The 17365-nt window shown below is 73.5% G+C and carries 15 protein-coding genes and 1 pseudogene; 10 read left to right on the top strand and 6 right to left on the bottom strand.

The window, feature by feature from the left end:
- Window positions 1–102 precede the first annotated feature (102 nt).
- From ACH4TL_RS36465 to ACH4TL_RS36445, 5 genes are read left to right on the top strand one after another with little or no spacing between them, the layout of a single operon-like run.
- Window positions 103–684 (top strand): bacilysin biosynthesis protein BacA, encoded by a 582-nt coding sequence (locus ACH4TL_RS36465; protein WP_398326730.1) that lies wholly within the window; start codon window positions 103–105, stop codon window positions 682–684.
- Window positions 681–1949, top strand: coding sequence for a DUF6421 family protein (locus tag ACH4TL_RS36460; protein ID WP_398326727.1), 1269 nt, complete (start codon window positions 681–683; stop codon window positions 1947–1949). Before ACH4TL_RS36465 ends, ACH4TL_RS36460 begins: the two co-directional genes overlap by 4 nt.
- A complete protein-coding gene (locus tag ACH4TL_RS36455; RefSeq protein ID WP_398326724.1) occupies window positions 1946–2953 on the top strand; it encodes a DMT family transporter in 1008 nt (335 codons plus the stop codon). Before ACH4TL_RS36460 ends, ACH4TL_RS36455 begins: the two co-directional genes overlap by 4 nt.
- Window positions 2950–4230 carry an ATP-grasp domain-containing protein gene (locus tag ACH4TL_RS36450; RefSeq protein WP_398326721.1) on the top strand — a complete coding sequence of 427 codons (1281 nt, stop codon included), beginning with the start codon at window positions 2950–2952 and terminating at the stop codon, window positions 4228–4230. Before ACH4TL_RS36455 ends, ACH4TL_RS36450 begins: the two co-directional genes overlap by 4 nt.
- Window positions 4227–5105: a branched-chain amino acid aminotransferase gene (locus ACH4TL_RS36445; RefSeq protein WP_398326718.1), complete on the top strand. Its 879-nt coding sequence runs from the start codon at window positions 4227–4229 to the stop codon at window positions 5103–5105. The genes ACH4TL_RS36450 and ACH4TL_RS36445 overlap by 4 nt, the downstream gene beginning before the upstream one ends.
- A gap of 21 nt (window positions 5106–5126) precedes the next feature.
- On the opposite strand, the gene ACH4TL_RS36440 is transcribed toward ACH4TL_RS36445, so the two are convergent.
- Both ACH4TL_RS36440 and ACH4TL_RS36435 read right to left on the bottom strand, forming a co-directional pair.
- Entirely contained in the window at window positions 5127–5780 is a 654-nt protein-coding gene (locus ACH4TL_RS36440; protein ID WP_398326874.1) for a TetR/AcrR family transcriptional regulator, read from the bottom strand.
- 123 nt (window positions 5781–5903) lie between these two features.
- Entirely contained in the window at window positions 5904–7367 is a 1464-nt protein-coding gene (locus ACH4TL_RS36435; RefSeq protein WP_398326715.1) for a DUF1996 domain-containing protein, read from the bottom strand.
- 169 nt (window positions 7368–7536) lie between these two features.
- On the opposite strand from ACH4TL_RS36435, the gene ACH4TL_RS36430 reads away from it, so the two are divergent.
- The 5 genes and pseudogenes from ACH4TL_RS36430 (at window position 7537) to ACH4TL_RS36410 (ending at window position 12554) form a co-directional block, all read left to right on the top strand.
- A complete protein-coding gene (locus ACH4TL_RS36430) occupies window positions 7537–8106 on the top strand; it encodes a TetR/AcrR family transcriptional regulator (RefSeq protein ID WP_398326712.1) in 570 nt (189 codons plus the stop codon).
- A 227-nt stretch (window positions 8107–8333) separates the two neighbouring features.
- Entirely contained in the window at window positions 8334–8816 is a 483-nt protein-coding gene (locus ACH4TL_RS36425) for a sortase (RefSeq protein WP_398326709.1), read from the top strand.
- 214 nt (window positions 8817–9030) lie between these two features.
- Window positions 9031–10260, top strand: a pseudogene (locus tag ACH4TL_RS36420) (lycopene cyclase family protein); the annotation flags it as partial.
- Between the two features lie 9 nt (window positions 10261–10269).
- The gene (locus ACH4TL_RS36415; protein WP_398326871.1) at window positions 10270–10992 is read left to right on the top strand and encodes a class I SAM-dependent methyltransferase; all 723 of its coding nucleotides are present in this window, start codon (window positions 10270–10272) and stop codon (window positions 10990–10992) included.
- Window positions 10993–11036: 44 nt separating this feature from the next.
- Window positions 11037–12554 (top strand): FAD-dependent oxidoreductase, encoded by a 1518-nt coding sequence (locus ACH4TL_RS36410; protein ID WP_398326868.1) that lies wholly within the window; start codon window positions 11037–11039, stop codon window positions 12552–12554.
- A gap of 46 nt (window positions 12555–12600) precedes the next feature.
- Here ACH4TL_RS36410 and ACH4TL_RS36405 read toward each other — a convergent pair whose 3' ends face one another.
- From ACH4TL_RS36405 to ACH4TL_RS36390, 4 genes are read right to left on the bottom strand one after another with little or no spacing between them, the layout of a single operon-like run.
- Window positions 12601–13596 carry a DUF5914 domain-containing protein gene (locus tag ACH4TL_RS36405; RefSeq protein ID WP_398326706.1) on the bottom strand — a complete coding sequence of 332 codons (996 nt, stop codon included), beginning with the start codon at window positions 13594–13596 and terminating at the stop codon, window positions 12601–12603.
- Entirely contained in the window at window positions 13593–14573 is a 981-nt protein-coding gene (locus tag ACH4TL_RS36400; protein WP_398326703.1) for a phytoene/squalene synthase family protein, read from the bottom strand. The genes ACH4TL_RS36405 and ACH4TL_RS36400 overlap by 4 nt, the downstream gene beginning before the upstream one ends.
- Window positions 14570–16105, bottom strand: a complete 1536-nt coding sequence (gene crtI / locus ACH4TL_RS36395; RefSeq protein ID WP_398326700.1) for a phytoene desaturase family protein — start codon at window positions 16103–16105, stop codon at window positions 14570–14572. The genes ACH4TL_RS36400 and crtI overlap by 4 nt, the downstream gene beginning before the upstream one ends.
- Window positions 16102–17256, bottom strand: a complete 1155-nt coding sequence (locus ACH4TL_RS36390; RefSeq protein ID WP_398326697.1) for a polyprenyl synthetase family protein — start codon at window positions 17254–17256, stop codon at window positions 16102–16104. Before ACH4TL_RS36390 ends, crtI begins: the two co-directional genes overlap by 4 nt.
- Window positions 17257–17365: the final 109 nt, after the last annotated feature.

Below are 17365 nucleotides of genomic sequence, written 5' to 3'. Positions count from 1 at the left end.
ACCCTTGTTTGTTGCCGTTTACTCCTGTTTATATCCTCTCAGCTTCCACGGAGCCCCGTCGAAGCTGATCGGGAACCACCAGAACTTGAACATGGGGGGATCATGCGGCATTTCCATGCCGGGTCGGACCGTGTCCGTAATCTGCACACACTCGGTCCGCACGGGACCAACTTGGAGGCCGCGTCACACGAATGGCTCCGCAGACGCGGTGTCGAGGGAACGGTTCATCTGCATTCCTCCATCGAATCGGCGCTGGAAGCCGTCCCGGCCGACGGGCAGCACGCCCTGACCGCCTGCGCGGTCTACCCGGCCCTGCACACCCTGGTGTTCGGCAATCTCCACCGCTTACGGATGGTCGACAGCTTCATCATGCCGACGCACAACATGGTGCTCGCCTCCGCGGGGACGCCGCACCCCGCCACCGTCGCCTCGCATCCGGCCCCCCGGGGGCTCGTCCCCGACTCGGCCGAGGTCCACGAGGTGCTCAGCAACTCCCAGGCCGCCATCGACTGCGCCGCGGGCAAGGTCGAGGGCTGCATCACCACGATCGTGGCCGCCGAGCGGCACGGACTGCGTGTCCTCCGCGACTTCGGCCCGGTCCCCATGGTCTTCACCGTCCACCAGGTCCTCACCGTGGACGCCGGGGCCGAAGAGCCCCTGACGGCGGGAGCGGTGGCGCTGTGACCTCTCGAGCACCCATAGCCCCGAAGTACCTGGCCGAAGCCCGGATACTCACCGATTCGCTCATCCCGAAGGTCAACCGCTTCCGGGTCCGCCAGGCCGACGACGGCACGGTCACCGCGCCCACCGCGGACGACCGCGCGCTGCTCGCCGGGATCAGGGACGAGGCGTGCGCCTGGTACCGGCGCAACGGGATGGCCCACCAGGCCGACGCGCTGGACGCCGACGTCGCCGGATGGCTGGACGCCGGGCTGGACAGCCCGCCGCACTTCGCCCGCTCCCGGGACGCGCTGCGCCCGCCCGAGGACGGCGACATGGTGTTCTTCCTGGCGCCGCTCCAGACCACCAACAGCGCACCGCCCGTCGGCAAGCGGCTGGACTGCTTCTACGCGCTGCGCAAGGAGCCCGAGGCGCTGCCCGAGCTGGCCGTCACCTACCCGCACCCGAAGAACAACTGCCAGTCCCTGATCCTCACCGCGGGCAGCGAGGGCTTCGCGCGCGGCAACTGCCTGGTGGTCTTCCCGGAGAACGTGGCAGCGCACGACAAGATCACCGATCAGTCGTACGCCATGTTCTTCTTCAACAAGATGCGCGCCATCCACGAGACCTACGCCCTCCCCGGCGCCGCGGCCGTGCTCACCCCGGAGTCGGTGCCCCGTGCCTCCACGGGGCTCGCCCCGGACGTGTGTTACGAGGCCCGCGCCATCTGGGGCTATCTCCACGACTCCATGCACTTCCAGGGTCTGTGGCCGTTCGACGAACACATCGCGCTCAAGATGAACTGGTTCGTCGGCCTGCTCGAAGAGATCAAGGTGGACGCGAAGACCGTCCTGGCCTGCGCCGACGGCGGGGTTCCCTACGCCGAGGAGCAGATCGCCATGATCTTGCTGGAACGTGTCTTCCGCTACCCCCAGGCCACCGACGCGACCCGCAACTTCGACTCCGGGACCGGTGTCTTCCTCTACTCATGGCTGCGGGAGCGCGGCGCACTCACCGGTTCCGTGGCGGACGGCGGGCTGCTGCGCCTGGACCGGGACGCCGCCCTGGGCGCGCTGCGGGACTACATCACCACGGTCGAGAAGCTGGAGGCCGAGGTCACCACCGACGACGAGTACCGGGCCGCAGCCAAGGCGCTGGTGCGCGACTATCTGCCCGCCGGGGAGGCCAAGCAGCGCTACCGGTTCACCGACGACCAGCGGGTGCTGCTGCGCGCCCGGCAGAGCCTGGACCGGCTGCCACCGCTGACGTTCGCGCTCGCGCAGTGGTGACCGTCGCACCGGTCCCGCGGCGGCACGGCGGCGCGCTGGTGGTGCCCGCGCTGTCGGTGCTCATGGTGCTGCTGCTCGCCGCGGGATGGCTGATGTCCGCCCGTCTGGTCGACGGTGTTCCCGCCCTCGCCGTGGCGAGCGGCCGCACGGCGGCGAGCTTTCTGGCCATTTCCGTGATCGCCGCGCTCCGCCCGCGCAGCTGGCCGGACGTCCGGAAGGGGTTCGGCCGCCCGGGCGGGTTTCTGCTGCTGGCGTTCCTCGGGTTCTTCGCGTACTACTCCGGTACGTTGCTCGGCATCGGCCGGATCGGCGCCTCCCGAGTGGGCCTGATCGTCTCGCTGCTGCCGTGCGTGACGTTCGTCATCGGCATCGTGGCCTTCGGTGAGCGCGGGACGCTCCGCAAGGTGTGCGGCACGCTTCTCGCGGTGGCCGCGGCGTGCGGTTACGCGGTGGCGGACGGGTCGAGTGGCGCGGCGGAGGTGGCCGGGGCCACGCTGCTGGCCGGTGTGCTGCTGGCGCTGGGCGGCACGTTCACGTACGCCCTCTACGGCTATGTCTACCGGCAGCGCATGGCGGACATCTCACCGCTGGCGGCGCTGCCCGCCATCACGGGAGCGGGCGCCGTCATGCTGGGGCTGACGACCGCCCTCTTCGTACCGCTGGGCGGGGTGACCGTGGCCGACTGGGGCGGGGTGGCGCTGCTCGGCGCGGGGCTCACCGCCCCGGTCTTCCTCATCTCGCACGAACTGATCCTGCGCAAGGGCCCGCTGTACACCTCCGCCGTGGCCCTGGTGGTGCCGTTCCTGATCCGGCTCGGTGAATGGGCGCTGGGCTGGGCGGGCCCACCGGGACCGCTCGTGCTCGTCCTGATCGTCGCCTGCTCGGCCGGGGTGTGGCTGACGGTGGGCGGCCCCCGCCGGGTGCCGCCCCCGGACACCGGGTCCGGCACGACCGACGACACCGGCGAACCGGCCGGAGTACCACGGATGCGAGGAACATCGTGAGCACACAAGCGCCCAGCGTCGTCCTGGTGTACCAGCGGACGACGCTGCCCTGGGTCTTCGACAGCGCCGAGCGCGCGGGGATACGTATCGTCCTGGTCCCCCGCCCCGACGAGACCGTGTCCGAAGACCGGCTGCCCCCGGCCGTGGCCGAGGTGCTGCGCCTGGACATCGAAGGGGACCGCGCGGGGGCCCTGTCCACGCTGCGGGAACGGCAGGAGAGCGCCCCGTTCCAGGGCATCTGCACCCTGTACGACCCGGCCGTGCCGTTCGTCGCGGAGGCCGCCGAACTCCTCGGGCTGCCCGGCATCGGGCGGGACGCGGCGCTCGGCGCGCAGGACAAGCGGGTGATGCGGGAGCGGCTGGCCGCGGCGGGGCTCAACGTGCCCCGCTTCGTCGGTCTGAAGGACCCCGCCGCCTGGGAGGACGCCGCGCATCTGGACTTCCCCGTCGTGGTCAAGCCCGCGCACGGCTTCTCCAGCCTCGGCGTCACCAAGGCGGAGCGCCCGGAGGAGCTGAAGGCCGTGGTCGAGGAGGTGGCGGAGATCTGCCGCGGCACACTGGGACGAGCCGGGGACCGGACCGCGGGCCTGATCGTGGAGGAGTATCTCGACGGGCCCGAGTTCGCCGTGGAATCCCTCGCCCACCGCGGCGAGGTGACGGTGTGCGCCATCGGCTACAAGGGTGAACCCGAGGGCCCCTACTTCGAGGAGAGCGTCTACCGCGCGCCGGCCGTCCTGCCCGAGGCGGTGGCGGACGCCATCCGCCACGAGGTCACCGCCGCGCACACCGCGCTCGGCATCACCGACGGCCCCACCCACACCGAGCTGCGGCTGCGCGGTGGCGAGCGGCCGTATCTGCTGGAGCTGGGGGCCCGCATCGGCGGTTCCGGGGTCTCCGGCTACATCGCCCGGAACGTCACCGGGCGGGACTTCGCCGCGGACGCGCTGCGCATCGCCACCGGGCAGCCGCCGCGGTCCTTCGGCGGCGACCCGGCGCCCGCCGCCGCGGGCGCGGCGGCCAACTACATCGTGCCGTGCGGCGGTTCGGGCCGGATCACCGCCATCCACGGCCTGGACGGGCTGCGCGAGGACCCCCGGGTCGACCACATCGTGCAGATGCTCTTCCCCGGCGATGTGGTGCGGCCCTACCCGGACTTCACCGGATACCCGGCGTTCGTCCTGTCCCGGCACGCCACCACCGCCGAGGCCGAGGAGTTCCACCGCGCGCTGGAGACCGCCATCCGCATCGAGTACGCCCCGGAAGGCAGTGAACGATGACCTCCCTCCCCTTCGACGACCGTGACGGCGTCATCTGGTACGACGGCGCCTTCGTGCCCTGGCGCGACGCGAAGCTGCACGTCCTCTCCCACGGACTGCACTACGGCGGTGGCGTCTTCGAGGGGATGCGCGTCTACGACGGCGCCATCTTCAAGCTCACCGAACACACCGAGCGTCTGCACACCTCGGCGCGAGCCCTGGGCTTCGCCATCCCCTTCGGCGTGCCCGAACTCGCCGAGGCCGGCCGGGAACTCGTGCGCAGGGAGGGCATCGCGGACGGCTACGTCCGGCCCGTGGCGTGGCGGGGCGGTGAGCAGCTCAGCGTCTCCAGTACGGGCAACCGTGTCCACGTCGCCATCGCCACCTGGGAGTGGCCGCGGCTCTTCGGGGACGCCACCAAGGAGGAGGGCATCCGGCTCGGCACCTCGCGCTGGCGCCGCCCGCCGCCCGACACCGCTCCGGTGCACGCCAAGGCCGCGTCGCTGTACAACATCTGCACGCTCGCCCGGGACGAGGCCGAGGCCGCCGGTTACGACGACGCCCTGCTGCTCGACCACCGGGGGTGGCTTGCCGAGGCCACCGGCGCCAACCTCTTCCTCGTCATCGGCGGCGCGCTGCACACCCCCGTCCCGGACACCTTCCTCAACGGCATCACCCGCCAGACCGTCATCGGCCTCGCCCATGACCTGGGCATCCCGGTCCATGAACGGCCACTGGAGCCGGACGCGCTCGCGGAAGCCGAGGAGGTGTTCCTCACCGGCACCGCCTACGAGGTGCAGCCCGTGCGTGGGGTGGACGGCCACCGGTACGGCGTCGGCAAGGTGACGACGGCGCTGGCCGAGGCGTACGCCCGGCTGGTGCGCGGCGCTGCGTAAGCACCTGGGCAGCGGTCCCGGTCACGGCTCCTGGGTGACCGGGGCCTGCCACAGGGCGACGATCGCGTCGATGAGGCCGGTGGCGGTGTCGTGCCACGTCGTACGGGAGGTAGGGGCGGCGTCGGCGAGCGCGCGCTCCCGCTCGGCGGTCATCTGCGTGATGAGGTGGCGCGTCATGGCGCCGCGCTCCGCGTACACCTCGGAGGGCAGATCGGGCAGGCAGCGGTTCAGCCCGTCCTGCATCGGGTGCAGCGACGGGGCGGCGGCGAAGGCTTCCTCGGTGGTGAGCGCCTGGAGCGCGGGGTCGGCCGTGACCTGGGCGATGAACCGCGCGTACCAGCTGGGGTGGCCCAGGTCGGCCAGGTGCTCGGTGGTCGGGCGGACCGCGCAGGCCACCCAGTCCCGCAGCTCGGTGGAGTCGCCGATGTCGGCCAGCATCCGCGCGCGGATCCGCTCCATCCGCTCGGCGTGCCGCCGGACGATGGCGCGGACCAGGTCGGTCTTGGTGCCGAAGTGGTAGTTGACCGCGGCGTTGTTGCCCTGCCCCGCGGCCGCGCTGATCTGGCGGTTGGCGACCGCGTGCACCCCGTGCTCGGCGAACAGCCGCTCCGCTGCCGTGAGCAGCGCTTCCCGCGTCGCGCTGACCCGCTCGTCCTGTCGTGTCCTGGCCGTCATCATCACCACATATCAATCCACTGCTTTAAAGCATACCCGGTGTCACGCCGGGCGGTCGCACACGCCCCGCCGGTGGTGTCCATGGTCACCACCGGCGGGGGTCACCACCGGCAGGGACACGCCTCAGCGGCAGGTACGTCCGGTGTTGATGCACCGCACCATCTCGTTCATCACCCGCTCGTCGAACACGTTGATGAAGTCCCCGTGGTCGGTGACCGGCTTGTGCAACTGCTCGGGGAAGCCGTCCACGGCGAAGAACGGCCGGGTCTTGCCGTTGTCCTTCAGGCTGGGCGCGTCGACGTCGTACACCAGGCGCTGCACGAGCTGCGGAATCGCCACGAAGCCCTTCGGGCAGGCGCCGGAGGCGTCCGCGAACGCCACATGGGAGCGGTGGTTGGCGCTGTCGGCGTTCTTGCCGTCCCAGCAGCTCTGGAACTTCGACGTGCGCACCACGTCGCTGCCCTGCGGGCAGATCGGGTACTTGTCCTTCAGCTGCCGGTTCTCGAATCCGGTGCAGCTCCAGGAGGCGTTGGCGTTCGCCGTCCCGTTGCTGAACGCCTTGGCGTCGCCGGTGATGATGCGCAGGAACCTGGGCATCGCCACGACCTTGCCGCGCGCGTTGCCCGTGTACTCCAGGGTGACCTTCTTGGCGGTCAGGATGCGGCCGGTGTTGCCCTCCGCGCCACCGCCCTGCCGGTCCGCGTCGAACTCGCGACTGCCGTCCTGGAGGCGCAGCACCGGCCAGTAGTAGGTGGACTTGTCGCCCTGGTTCTGGCAGGTGGTGCGGCCGCGGGCGAAGGTGTTGTTGTCCGCGAAGGCGTTGTTGGCCTGGTTGCCGACGTAGTCGTGGGTGTGGTGCGCCCCGTTGGACACGCCGGGCGCGACGATGACGTTGTCGGTGTTGTAGAGCTTGTTGGCGTTGACGCCGCACTTGGTGGCGAAGAGGCCCTTGGAGGCGTTCCGCGCCGGGCGCGGTGTGCTCACGTTGGGCTGGACCGTGGTGATGTCCACGAAGTCCGCGGCCACCGGGCCGTTGCCGTTCTGGCCCTGACCGCCGCCTTGGTTGCCGCCCTGGTTGCCGTCCTGGTTCCCGCCCTGGCCACCGCCGGGCTGGTTGCCGGAGGCCTTCAGCGTGCAGGAGGCGAGCCCGCCCAAGCCCTGCGGGGCGGTGGCCACCCTGCCGATGGCGATCGAGATGCGGTCGATGGTCGCCGTGCGCTTGTCCTTCAGCGGCCCCATGATCGCGTTCTGTGCGAAGTTGGCGTCCTGCTGGATCGCCCGCTGGGAACCGGCCAGCCGCTGGTACGCCTCGGCCACCTGCTTGTCCAGCAGGGCGAGCTCCCGGTCCACCTCGGCCCTGGCCCGCTGCGGCACCGCGCTCAGGCGCTGGCCGACGTCGGGACAGTCGATGGTGGATGCCTGGGCGGATAACGCCCTGCCGCGGGTGTCACTCTGCTGCGAGTCGCCCGCGTCGGCCGAGGCGTACATGTTGACCGTCACCAGGCCGCCCGCCCCCAGGGCCAGTGCGGCGGTGGCGACGATCGCCCGTCTCGCAGTCTTCGACCGTCTACGCGTAGTGCGTCGCATGGAACTCCTCTGTCATGTCGGACGCGTTCGACGGAAGGCTATAGCCACGCGACCGGCCGGAGGCACCGGGGTGGATCACGTCATCGATCCGTCATATGGCGCCGGGGACCGGGTTGCCTAAAGGTCTTAGGCGACCGAATAATGACCTCCGCCGACGGAGAGGGAGGGCATGGCGTACGCAGGGCTGACCGCGGAACGGCTGACACGGGCCGGAGCGGAGCTGGCCGACGAGGTCGGCTTCGACCAGGTGACCGTGTCGGAGCTGGCCAGGCGGTTCGACGTCAAGGTCGCGAGCCTGTACTCGCACCTGAAGAACTCCAACGACCTCAAGACCCGGATCGCCCTGCTCGCCCTGGAGGAACTGGCCGACCGGGCCGCCGACGCCCTGGCCGGGCGGGCCGGGAAGGACGCCCTGGTCGCCTTCGCCAACGTCTACCGCGACTACGCGCGCGAGCACCCCGGCCGCTACGCCGCGGCCCAGTTCCGGCTCGACCCGGAGGCGGCGGCCGCCAGCGCCGGTGGCCGGCACTCGCAGATGACGCGGGCGATCCTGCGCGGCTACGACCTGACGGAGCCGGACCAGACGCATGCGGTCCGGCTGCTCGGCAGCGTCTTCCACGGCTACGTCAGCCTGGAACTGGCGGGCGGGTTCAGCCACAGCGCCCCCGATTCGGCGGAATCCTGGTCCCGGACCCTGGACGCGCTCGACGCCCTGCTGCGCGGCTGGCCCGCGCCCTGAGCCCCGCGCCGGGAGGCTCATAGCCCATTCGTCCGCCTCCGCTCGCTCCCGCTCCGCGCTCGGGCGCGCTCCGGTGACCTGGGTAAACGATCAAGCGGAGCGGTGGGCATGGCGCCGTGGGGTCACGCTTCGTGTTGCGGGGGTGGCGGACTGTCGGTTGGCTCATGAACGGAACACCTCACCGGCGCCGCGCGACCGGGTCGGCCACTGCTCCGTTGGAGGACTTCATGCGTTACGTACCCGCCGGTGCAGGCATCGGCCTGGCCCTCTGCGCCCTCGCGCTGCAAGGACCGGCGGCGGCCGCCGCCGATGACACGCAGCTGAACATCAGTCCGAGGTACGGCGCTCCGGGCTCCACGGTCACCGTCCGTACGGCCGCCTGCGGCTCGGAGACCTACGGCAAGGGCTCCGCGAGCGGGGACGAGTTCCACCTGTTCGACGACAACCACACCGGTGTGCTCACCGGCCAATTCCGGATTCCGGTGGACGCCGATTCCGGCAGCCACGAGGTCATCGTGAAGTGTCCGCCGAACATCAAGATCACGGATGCTGTCGAGGTTCTGCGCAGCCACCCCAGTGGTGGCGTCCACGCCGGATTCGGGCCCGCCGCGGTCGCCGAGAACAAGCCGACCCTCCTCGGCGGCGCCGTTCTGGCCGTCGCGGCCGGCGGTGTGCTCCTGATGCGCCGCCACCGCGGCGTCCGGCGCTAGGGGGTGTCTTGTCGATCAGGCCGGATCAGCGAGCGGCGTCAGGGGGCACCTCCCAGCGGTAGCTGGGGGCTCGGTAGCTCGCAACCCGCGTGAGGAGAGCGCAGCGGCGCTGCGCGCGACGAGCGCGGGGCCGCGAGGTGCCGCACCAGACGTCGGGAGCCCGGCATGATCGGCAAGACACCCCCTAGGGCTACTCGGCGGATCCGCGGAGCCGATGGTGGCGTGGGACGCTGACGTGGCCGTCGTCGGAGCGGGCGCGGGCGGTCTCACGCTGGCCCACCGGCTCGCCACGCTGCCCTGCCCGCCCCGGGTGCTGCTGGTCGAGGCCCCGGACGGGCCGCTGCGTCCACCGGAGCGCACCTGGTGCTGGTGGGAGGAGCCGGGAGGCGACTTCGACGTGGCGCTGGCGGCCCGCTGGGACCGGGTCAGGGTGCACGGTGCCGACGGCCGCCCGCTGGTCCGTGAGCTCGCGCCCTTCGTCTACAAGATGCTGCGGTCGCGCGACTTCGAGGGCTGGGTGGGCGCCCGGCTCGACGCGTCGCCCTCGGTGCGGCGGGTCCAAGCGGTGGTGAGCGAGGTGCGCGACGCCGTGGGCGACGCGGGCGGCGCTGTGGTGCGGGGCACCGGCGCCGACGGCCGCCCGGTCGTCTGGCGCACCCGGTGGGCCTTCGACTCCCGCCCTGCGGCCACCCTGCCACCGGCACGCACCACTCTGCTCCAGCACTTCCGGGGCTGGTTCATCCGCTGCGACTCCCCGGCCCTGGACCCCGCGGTGGCGGAGCTGATGGACTTCCGCACCCCGCAGCCGCCGGACGGGGGCCTGTCCTTCGGCTATGTGCTGCCGCTGAGCGACCGTGAGGCGCTGGTCGAGTACACCGAGTTCTCGTCCGCCCTGCCGGTCGCCGGCGCGTACGAGGCGGCCCTGCGCCACTACACCGGGGCCGTACTACGGCTGCCACCCTTCCGGGTGCTCTCCACCGAGCAGGGCGTCATCCCCATGACCGACGCCCGCTTCCTCCGCCACGCGGGCTCCGCGGTCTTCCGGATCGGCGCCGCGGGCGGCGCCACCCGCCCCGCCACCGGCTACACGTTCGCCGCGGTGCAGCGGCAGTCCCGCGCGGTGGCGGCGGCCCTCGCCGCCGGCCGCCGCCCGGTGCCGCCCGCCCCCTACCCGGCCCGCGCGCTCGCCCTGGACGCGACCATGCTGCGCGCCCTGGCAACCGGCCGGGTGGGCGCCGACGTCTTCACCGGTCTCTTCCGCCACGTCCCCGCCGACCGGCTGCTGCGCTTCCTGGACGGCCGCACCGGCCTCGCGGAGGACGTCATGGTCGGTGTGCGGACACCGGTGGCGCCCATGCTCTGGACAGTGGCCGAGCTGCCCTGGCTCCGACGGCACGCCGACCGGTCACGGCAGCCCTCGCCACGGTCCGCGGGACCGGGGAGAGCGCCGGACATGACGCCGTCGCGGGACGCGGAGCCGCACGCCGCGTGCGACGGCGCGGCGACCGGGCACGACCGGCGCAGCCTGATCACCCCGGGGCACCGGGCCCCACTGCGCCGCTCCGCACGACGGCTGGGGACGACGGACGGCGGGGCCGGGCTGCGGCTGCTGGACCTGGGGTGCGGGACCGGCGCCTCGACGGCCGCGCTGCTCGCCGTGGCGCCGAAGGCGCGGATCACGGCGGTGGACGCCTCCGCGGGGATGCCGGCCCGGGCCGCGGGCAAGAGGTGGCCGCCGGGGGTGGAGTTCGTGCACGCGCGGGTGGAGCGGTTGGCCGAGGCGGGAGTGCGCGGCCCGTTCGACGCCGTTCTGGCGTCCTGTCTGTTCCGTGACGTCACCGACCCGGACGCCGCCCTCGCCACCGTGCGGGACCTGCTGGCACCGGGTGGCCGGCTCGCCGTGCACGAGTACACGCTGAGCGGACGCCGCGCGCACCGGCTGGTGTGGAACGCGGTGTGCACGGCCGTCGTCCAACCGGCCGCCACGCTGACCGGCGACCGTGGCCGCTACCGGCGTCTGCGGCGCAGCGTGCTGGAGTTCGACACCGCCCCGGTGTTCGCACAGCGGATGGCGAGAGCGGGCTTCACCGGTGTCCGGGTGTTGCCGGTGCCAGGGTGGCAGACCGGCATCGTGCATACCGTCACCGGCCGTGCGCCGCTGCGGCGGGAGCCGTGACACCCGCGGTGGCGGCCCGCCGGGGGCGGGACCGGCGGGCCGAGATGCTGCCGGTGGCGGCGGGCCGGGCCCGGGTCCCCGCCGGGTGTGCCCCGAGGGTCGCGGTGGTGGGGGGCGGGATCGCGGGGCTCGCGGCGTCGACCGGGCTGGCCGAGCGCGGGGCGAAGGTGGTGCTGTACGAGCGCCGCGCGGTGCTCGGCGGGCGGCTGGCCGGGTGGCCGACGACGCTCGCGGACGGGTCGGCGGTGACGATGTGCCGCGGTTTCCACGCGTTCTTCCGGCAGTACTACAACCTGCGAGGGCTGCTGCGACGCATCGACCCGGGTCTGAGCATGCTCACCGGGCTGCCGGACTATCCGCTGTGGCACGGCTCCGGTCTGCGGGACGGTTTCACGGGCGTCCCGCGCGTCCCGCCGTGGTCCGCGCTCGGCTTCGCCGCGCGCAGTCCGTCGTTCGGCTGGCGGGACCTGGCCGGTATGGACCCGGTGGCCGCCCTGCCGCTGTTCGACGTCCGGCTGCCGTGGATTCACGAGCGGCTGGACGCGCTGAGCGCGGCGGAGTTCCTGGACGCGGTCCGCTTCCCGACGGCGGCCCGGCACCTGGCGTTCGAGGTGTTCTCCCGCAGCTTCTTCGTGGACCCGGGCGAACTGTCCGCGGCCGAGCTGGCGGTGATGTTCCACATCTACTTCCTCGGGTCGAGCGAGGGGCTGCTGTTCGACGTGGTGCGCGAGCCGTTCCCGGACGCGCTCTGGGAACCCCTGCGGCGCTATCTGGAGGGCCACGGCACGCGGGTGCGGCTGGGCGCCGCCGTCGAGTCGGTGTGCCCGCTGGACGGCGGCAGGGTGGCGGTGGACGGGGAGGCGTACGACGGGGTGGTGCTGGCCCTGGACACGGCGGGCCTGCGCGGGCTGGTCGCGAACTCCCCCGGGCTGGGCGATCCGAGGTGGCGGGACCGGCTCGCGGCCCTGCGGACCGCGCCGCCGTTCCTGGTCTCCCGCCTGTGGCTGGACACACCTACGGCCCCCGACCGCCCCGGCTTCCTCGGTACGAGCGGTTACGGGCCGCTCGACAACGTCAGCGTCGTCTCCCGGTGGGAGGGCGAAGCGGCCCGCTGGGCGGCGGCCACCGGCGGGTCGGTGCTGGAACTGCACGCGTACGCCGTCGACCCGGCAGCCGACCGGGCCGCCGTGCAGCGCCGGTTGCGGGCGGAGCTGGCCCGGGTCTACCCCGAGACCCGGGGTGCCGAAGTGGTGGACATCCGCCATGAGTGGCACGCCGACTGCCCGGCCTTCCCGGTCGGCGGCTACCGCGACCGGCCCACGGTGCGCACACCCCACCCGGCGGTGGTGTTGGCCGGGGATCTGGTCCGCACCGATCTGCCGGTCGCCCTGATGGAACGGGCGGCCACCAGCGGATTCCTGGCCGCCAACGCGCTGCTCGCCCGCTGGGGTGTGCGCGGCCAGCGGCTGTGGACGGTCCCGCGCCACGGCCGCACGGCCGTGCTGCGTGGTGTGCACCGGCTGCTCGCGACACGCCGGAGACGACCGGCGGCCGGCCGCTGACCCGCCCGCGCACCGTACGCGCGTGCGCACGGGGCGACGCCACGGCTCAGCCCGGGAAGCGCCCGGTCTCCCGCAGGGCCCAGCGGCGTTCGGCGTAGGCGAGGTCGTCGCGCCACAGTCGCCCGGCGACACCGCGCATCAGGGGGCGCAGCAGGGGTGCGGCCGCGCGGGCGACGGCGAAGCCGGGGCGGTCGGACGTGGCCAGGACCGCCTCGATGACGGCGGTGCGGGGGCGGCCGCGGTGGTCGGCGGCGAGCGGAGTGGCGTGGGTTTCGACGACCGAGCCGCGGCCCTCGCCGTCGGTGATGCGCATGACGACCGTACGGGGCCCGGATGCGGAGAAGACGGCACGGACGGGGACGACCACGCGTCCCGCGAGCTTGAAGGACACCTGGACGGCGAGGGTGTCCTCGCCGTCCGGCTCCTCGACGGTGAGATCGACGAAGGAATACGGGTGGAGCCATGCGCCGTGCCACGGGTCGAGGCGGTTGGCGACGACATCGGCCGGCTCGCAGGTGCCGGTGACGTCGTGGACGGCGGCGACCGTGGCCCCGGCCGCCGGGCGGGACGGCAGCACCGGGCTCTCCAGCGGCTCCTCGCCGCCGGCCGCGTCGAGCCGGACCCAGGCGAGGACGCCGTCGTCATGGGCAGGCAGCGGGGACCAGCCCGCGGCGGCGCTCCCGTTCAGGTCGAGGCCGTGCCAACGGCAGATGAGCCTGCCGCGGCTGACCGCCGCGTCCTTCAGCGGCGCCCCGAGGTGCGGACACGCACCGGGCCCGGCGACGAGGCGTCCGGCGGTGTCCCGCCAGGCCACCACCTCGGTCCCGGCGACGGTGCGGCCGAAGGCACGGCCCGGAGCGACGGCGGCGGACGCGCCGAGCACGTACCAGTTGCCCGAGGGGCGGTCCTGCGCCCGTTTCAGGGCCGCGGCGATCCGAGCGGGCCTGGCCTCACGCCAGGTGGGTCGCTGCCGGTCCCAGGGGAGGCCGCGGCGGCGCAGGGACAACGGAAGACGGCCCGGGCGGGGTGGGGGTGGCCTCATGCGGCCCCCTCGACGGGGAGCGGCCGTCCGGACGGGGCGGTGCGTGCGCCGCGGGCGGCCAGCAGCCGGGCGGCGCCGACCCGGACCAGTCCGTCGAACGCGACCGCGGCCCGTACCTGTCGCCGCACCACCGAGCGCTGGTGCAGTACCGCGTAACCGTCGCGCTCGACGGCGGTGACGATGCCTCCGTAGAGCACGTACGCGGTACGGATGCAGGGGCGGGCCACCTGGTCGAGCATCGGGATGCCGGGCAGTGCCCGGCGGTAGTAGCCACGGGTCAGGGCGGCGAATTCGCGCAGTGCGGCGGTGATCCGCCAGTCCCGCCGCCCGGTGCGGCGGGACCACAGCAGGCGTTCCCGGTCCACTCGGTGTGCGGCCATCAGGTCGGCCGGCAGATAGATCCGGCCGCGGTCCAGGTCCTCGCCCACGTCTCGCAGGAAGTTGGTGAGCTGGAAGGCGACGCCGAGCGCCGCCGCGTGCGGCTCGGCGTCCTCGCGGGGTACGACGTGGCCGAGCACGGGCAGCATTTGCAGCCCGATCACCGCGGCCGATCCGTGCATGTAGTGGCGCAGGTGCGCGAAGGTGGGGTAGTCGGTGACGGTGAGGTCGGCCCGCATCGAGGCCATGAAGTCGGTGAAGTGCCGGTGGTCGATGCGGTAGGTGGCGGCTGTGTGCGCCAGTGCCCGTACGACGGGCTCCGCACTGCGGCCGGTGCGCAGGCCCCGGGACAGTTCGTCGGCGAGCCGGTCCAGGCGCGCTTCGGGCAGGGCGGTGCCGCCCGGGGTGTCCACGAGGTCGTCGGCCCGGCGGGCGAAGCCGTAGAGCGCGTGCACGGCGGGGCGCCGGGCCGCGGGCAGGAGGCGGGTGGCCAGGAAGTACGTCCTGCCGTGACGGGCGTTGAGCAGCCTGCACCGCAGATAGTCGGCGCGCAGGGCCGGGTCGTGGATGCCCGCGGCATCGAGTTCGTGTCGGGTCATGGGCGTCCTTGCCGGTGGAGGGCCCGCGGCCGGGTGCGGCGGGCATCGGGGCGGGAGTGGCCGGTGATGCGGGCGGCGGCCAGCTTTCCGGAAATCAGCACGGTCGGGACGCCCACCCCGGGGGTGGTGCCGCAGCCCGCCAGCACCGCGTTCTCCGTGCCGCGTACGAGGTTGGCCGGGCGGAAGGGCCCGGTCTGGCCGAAGGTGTGGGCGAGCGAGAACGGGCTGCCCGCGGCGTGTCCCTGGGCAGTCCAGTCGGCCGGGGTGACCAGGCATTCCTGTTCGATGGCCGACCCGAGTCCGGTCAGACCGCGGCGCTCCAGCTCGGTGAGGACGCGGTCCCGGTAGCGCGGACCCAGGGTGCGCCACGCTGCGGGGCCGGGCCCGATGTCGGTGTTCGGGCAGGGCGCGAGGATGTAGTGGACATGGCGGCCGGGCGGCGCGAGTCCGGGGTCGTGCGTGGTGGGCCGGGTGATGAGGAGTGAGGGATCGCTCATCAGCCGTCCGGACACGGTCAGCTCCTCGAACGTGGCGCGCCAGGCGGCGCCGAAGGAGAGGGTGTGGTGGGCCAGTTGCGGCCAGGTGCGGTCGGTGCCGGTGTGCAGGACGACGGCCGAGGGTGAACGCCGCAGCCGCAGCGGACGGCGCGGGGCGCGGCCCAGCAGCCGGTAGGCCTCGGTCAGCTCGCAGCTGAGGACGACGGCGTCGCAGGGAACGCGTCCGGCCGTGGTGAGGACGGCGGTGACCCGCCCGCCACGTTGCTCCAGCCCGGTGGCCCGCTGGCCGTAGCGCAGGTCGGCACCGGCGTCGGCGGCCGCGGCGGCCAGCGCGCGGGGCACGGCGTGCATGCCGCCACGGGGGAAGTACACGCCCGCGACGGTGTCCATGTACGCGATGACGGCGTACGCGGCCAGTGCGCGGGCCGGAGGCACGCCCGCGTAGAGGGCCTGGAACGAGAAGACCCGGCGCAGCCGCTCGTCGCGGACGAAGCGGCCGATGCCGGGGTCGAGCCGTCCGAAGCCGCCGAGCACGGCCAGCCGGGCCAGGTCCGGGTGGAGCAGCTGGAGCGGCGAGTCGAAGTTGGCGTCGATGAAACGGCGCATCTGGGCCCGGTGGAGGGCTTCCAGCCAGGCCCGCAGCCGCCGGTACCCGGCCGCTTCCCGCGGCCCGGCGAAGGCGCGTACGGACTCCTCCATCGCGTCCGCGTCGGTGTGGACGTCGAAGCTGCTGCCGTCGGCGAAGCTGGCCCGGTAGGCGGGGTGCAGCGCGACCAGGTCGAGCCGGTCGGACACCTCCTCCCCCACGGCGGCCAGCGTCTCGCCCAGGAGGTCCGGCATGGTGAGCACGGTGGGTCCGGTGTCGAAGCGGTAGCCGCCGCGCTCCAGCCGGCCGGCCCGGCCACCGGGCCCGGCGGCGCGCTCCACCAGGGTCACCCGGCGTCCGGCGCCGAGCAGGTGCAGGGTGGCGGCGAGCCCGGACAGGCCCGCTCCGACGACCACGACATGGCCCGTGGGACCGGCGACGGTCCTCATGGGCGCCCGCCCCCGTCGGGGGCCCGGCGGCCCGCGGCCGTGTCGAGTACGGCGAGCAGCCGGGCCAGCGGGACCGCGTCCAGCCCGGCCCCGTGCAGCCGGGCCGCCCAGTGGTCCGCCAAGCGGTCGATGCGCGTCTCCACGGCGGCCGGGGCGCCGGTGGCGGTGAGCACGTCGCGGACCCGATCGAGGCCCGCCGCTGAGAGGGACCGGTCGCCGCAGGCCCGGTCCAGCACGCGCAGGGCGGCCGTATCTCCGCTCTCCCGGGCGCGTTTGCGGGCGACCGCCACCAGATAGGTGGCCTTCCCCCGCCGCAGATCGTCGCCGGAGGGCTTGCCGGTCACCCCGGGGTCGCCGAACGCGCCGAGGAGGTCGTCGCGCAATTGGAAGGCCAGGCCCGCGCAACGCCCCGCGTCGCGCAGGGCACGGCGGGTGGCACGGTCGGCCCCGGCCAGTGCGGCGCCGAGGGCGAGTGGGCGCTCAACGGAGTACAGCGCGCTCTTCAGGAAGGCGGTGCGCAGCGCGCGCCCCGGTGAACAGGACGCGGGATCGGAGGGGTTGAGGTCGCGGTACTGTCCGGCCACCATCTCCATGCGCATCGTCCGCCACAGCGGAAGCAGCCGCTCGCGGGCGGGCGCACCGAGGGTGGCTCCGGCGACCAGGTCGTCGGCCCAGACCAGGGCGAGGTCACCGAGGAGCACCGCGGCGGACCAGCCGAACGGCGCCGCACCGCGCGGGTCCGGCGGCTGTCCGCCGCCGTAGCGGTCGACGTGGACGGCGGGCCGTCCGCGGCGCAGGGCGGAGCCGTCCATGACGTCGTCGTGGACGAGCGCACAGCACTGGATGAGCTCCAGCGCCGCCGCGACGTCCAGTACCGCCCGCGGACTTTCCTCCCCTCGTTGCCCGCCGCAGACCCGCCACCCCCACCACAGCAGTGCGGCCCGCCTGCGGGAGCAGCCCGCGAGCGCGAACTCGGTGAGCGCCCGCACCACGTGCTCGGCGAAGACCGTGTCGACGGTCAGCGCCTCGCCACGTCGCGTGCGGAACACATCGCGCAGCGCCCGGTCCACCGCGGCGGACACGTCCCGGTCGGTGTCGGCGCACGGATCCGCACCGACGCCGACGCGTGCGGTGCGGACGGGGGTCGTCACACGTCGGCCCGTGGGGGCGGTACGGCGGCGGGGTGTCGGGTGGGGCGCATCAGGTGTCCTCTCGTCGGCGGGTGCCTGGTTTCAGTCTTCTGACGTCCGGGCCGCCCAC

The sequence above is a fragment of the Streptomyces sp. NPDC021115 genome (assembly GCF_044333065.1).
In the GTDB taxonomy this organism is placed as follows: domain Bacteria; phylum Actinomycetota; class Actinomycetes; order Streptomycetales; family Streptomycetaceae; genus Streptomyces.
Note: the sequence above shows the minus strand (reverse complement) of the source record. Positions and strands in the feature narration are given on the sequence as shown.

Bases quoted from the DNA above. Each gene is read 5' to 3' on its own strand.
- ACH4TL_RS36465 (WP_398326730.1), top strand. From the start codon at position 103: ATGCGGCATTTCCATGCCGGGTCGGACCGTGTCCGTAATCTGCACACA.
- ACH4TL_RS36445 (WP_398326718.1), top strand. From the start codon at position 4,227: ATGACCTCCCTCCCCTTCGACGACCGTGACGGCGTCATCTGGTACGAC.
- ACH4TL_RS36440 (WP_398326874.1), bottom strand. From the start codon at position 5,780: ATGACGGCCAGGACACGACAGGACGAGCGGGTCAGCGCGACGCGGGAA.
- ACH4TL_RS36435 (WP_398326715.1), bottom strand. From the start codon at position 7,367: ATGCGACGCACTACGCGTAGACGGTCGAAGACTGCGAGACGGGCGATC.
- ACH4TL_RS36430 (WP_398326712.1), top strand. From the start codon at position 7,537: ATGGCGTACGCAGGGCTGACCGCGGAACGGCTGACACGGGCCGGAGCG.
- ACH4TL_RS36425 (WP_398326709.1), top strand. From the start codon at position 8,334: ATGCGTTACGTACCCGCCGGTGCAGGCATCGGCCTGGCCCTCTGCGCC.
- ACH4TL_RS36415 (WP_398326871.1), top strand. From the start codon at position 10,270: ATGACGCCGTCGCGGGACGCGGAGCCGCACGCCGCGTGCGACGGCGCG.
- ACH4TL_RS36410 (WP_398326868.1), top strand. From the start codon at position 11,037: ATGCTGCCGGTGGCGGCGGGCCGGGCCCGGGTCCCCGCCGGGTGTGCC.
- ACH4TL_RS36405 (WP_398326706.1), bottom strand. From the start codon at position 13,596: ATGAGGCCACCCCCACCCCGCCCGGGCCGTCTTCCGTTGTCCCTGCGC.
- ACH4TL_RS36400 (WP_398326703.1), bottom strand. From the start codon at position 14,573: ATGACCCGACACGAACTCGATGCCGCGGGCATCCACGACCCGGCCCTG.
- crtI (WP_398326700.1), bottom strand. From the start codon at position 16,105: ATGAGGACCGTCGCCGGTCCCACGGGCCATGTCGTGGTCGTCGGAGCG.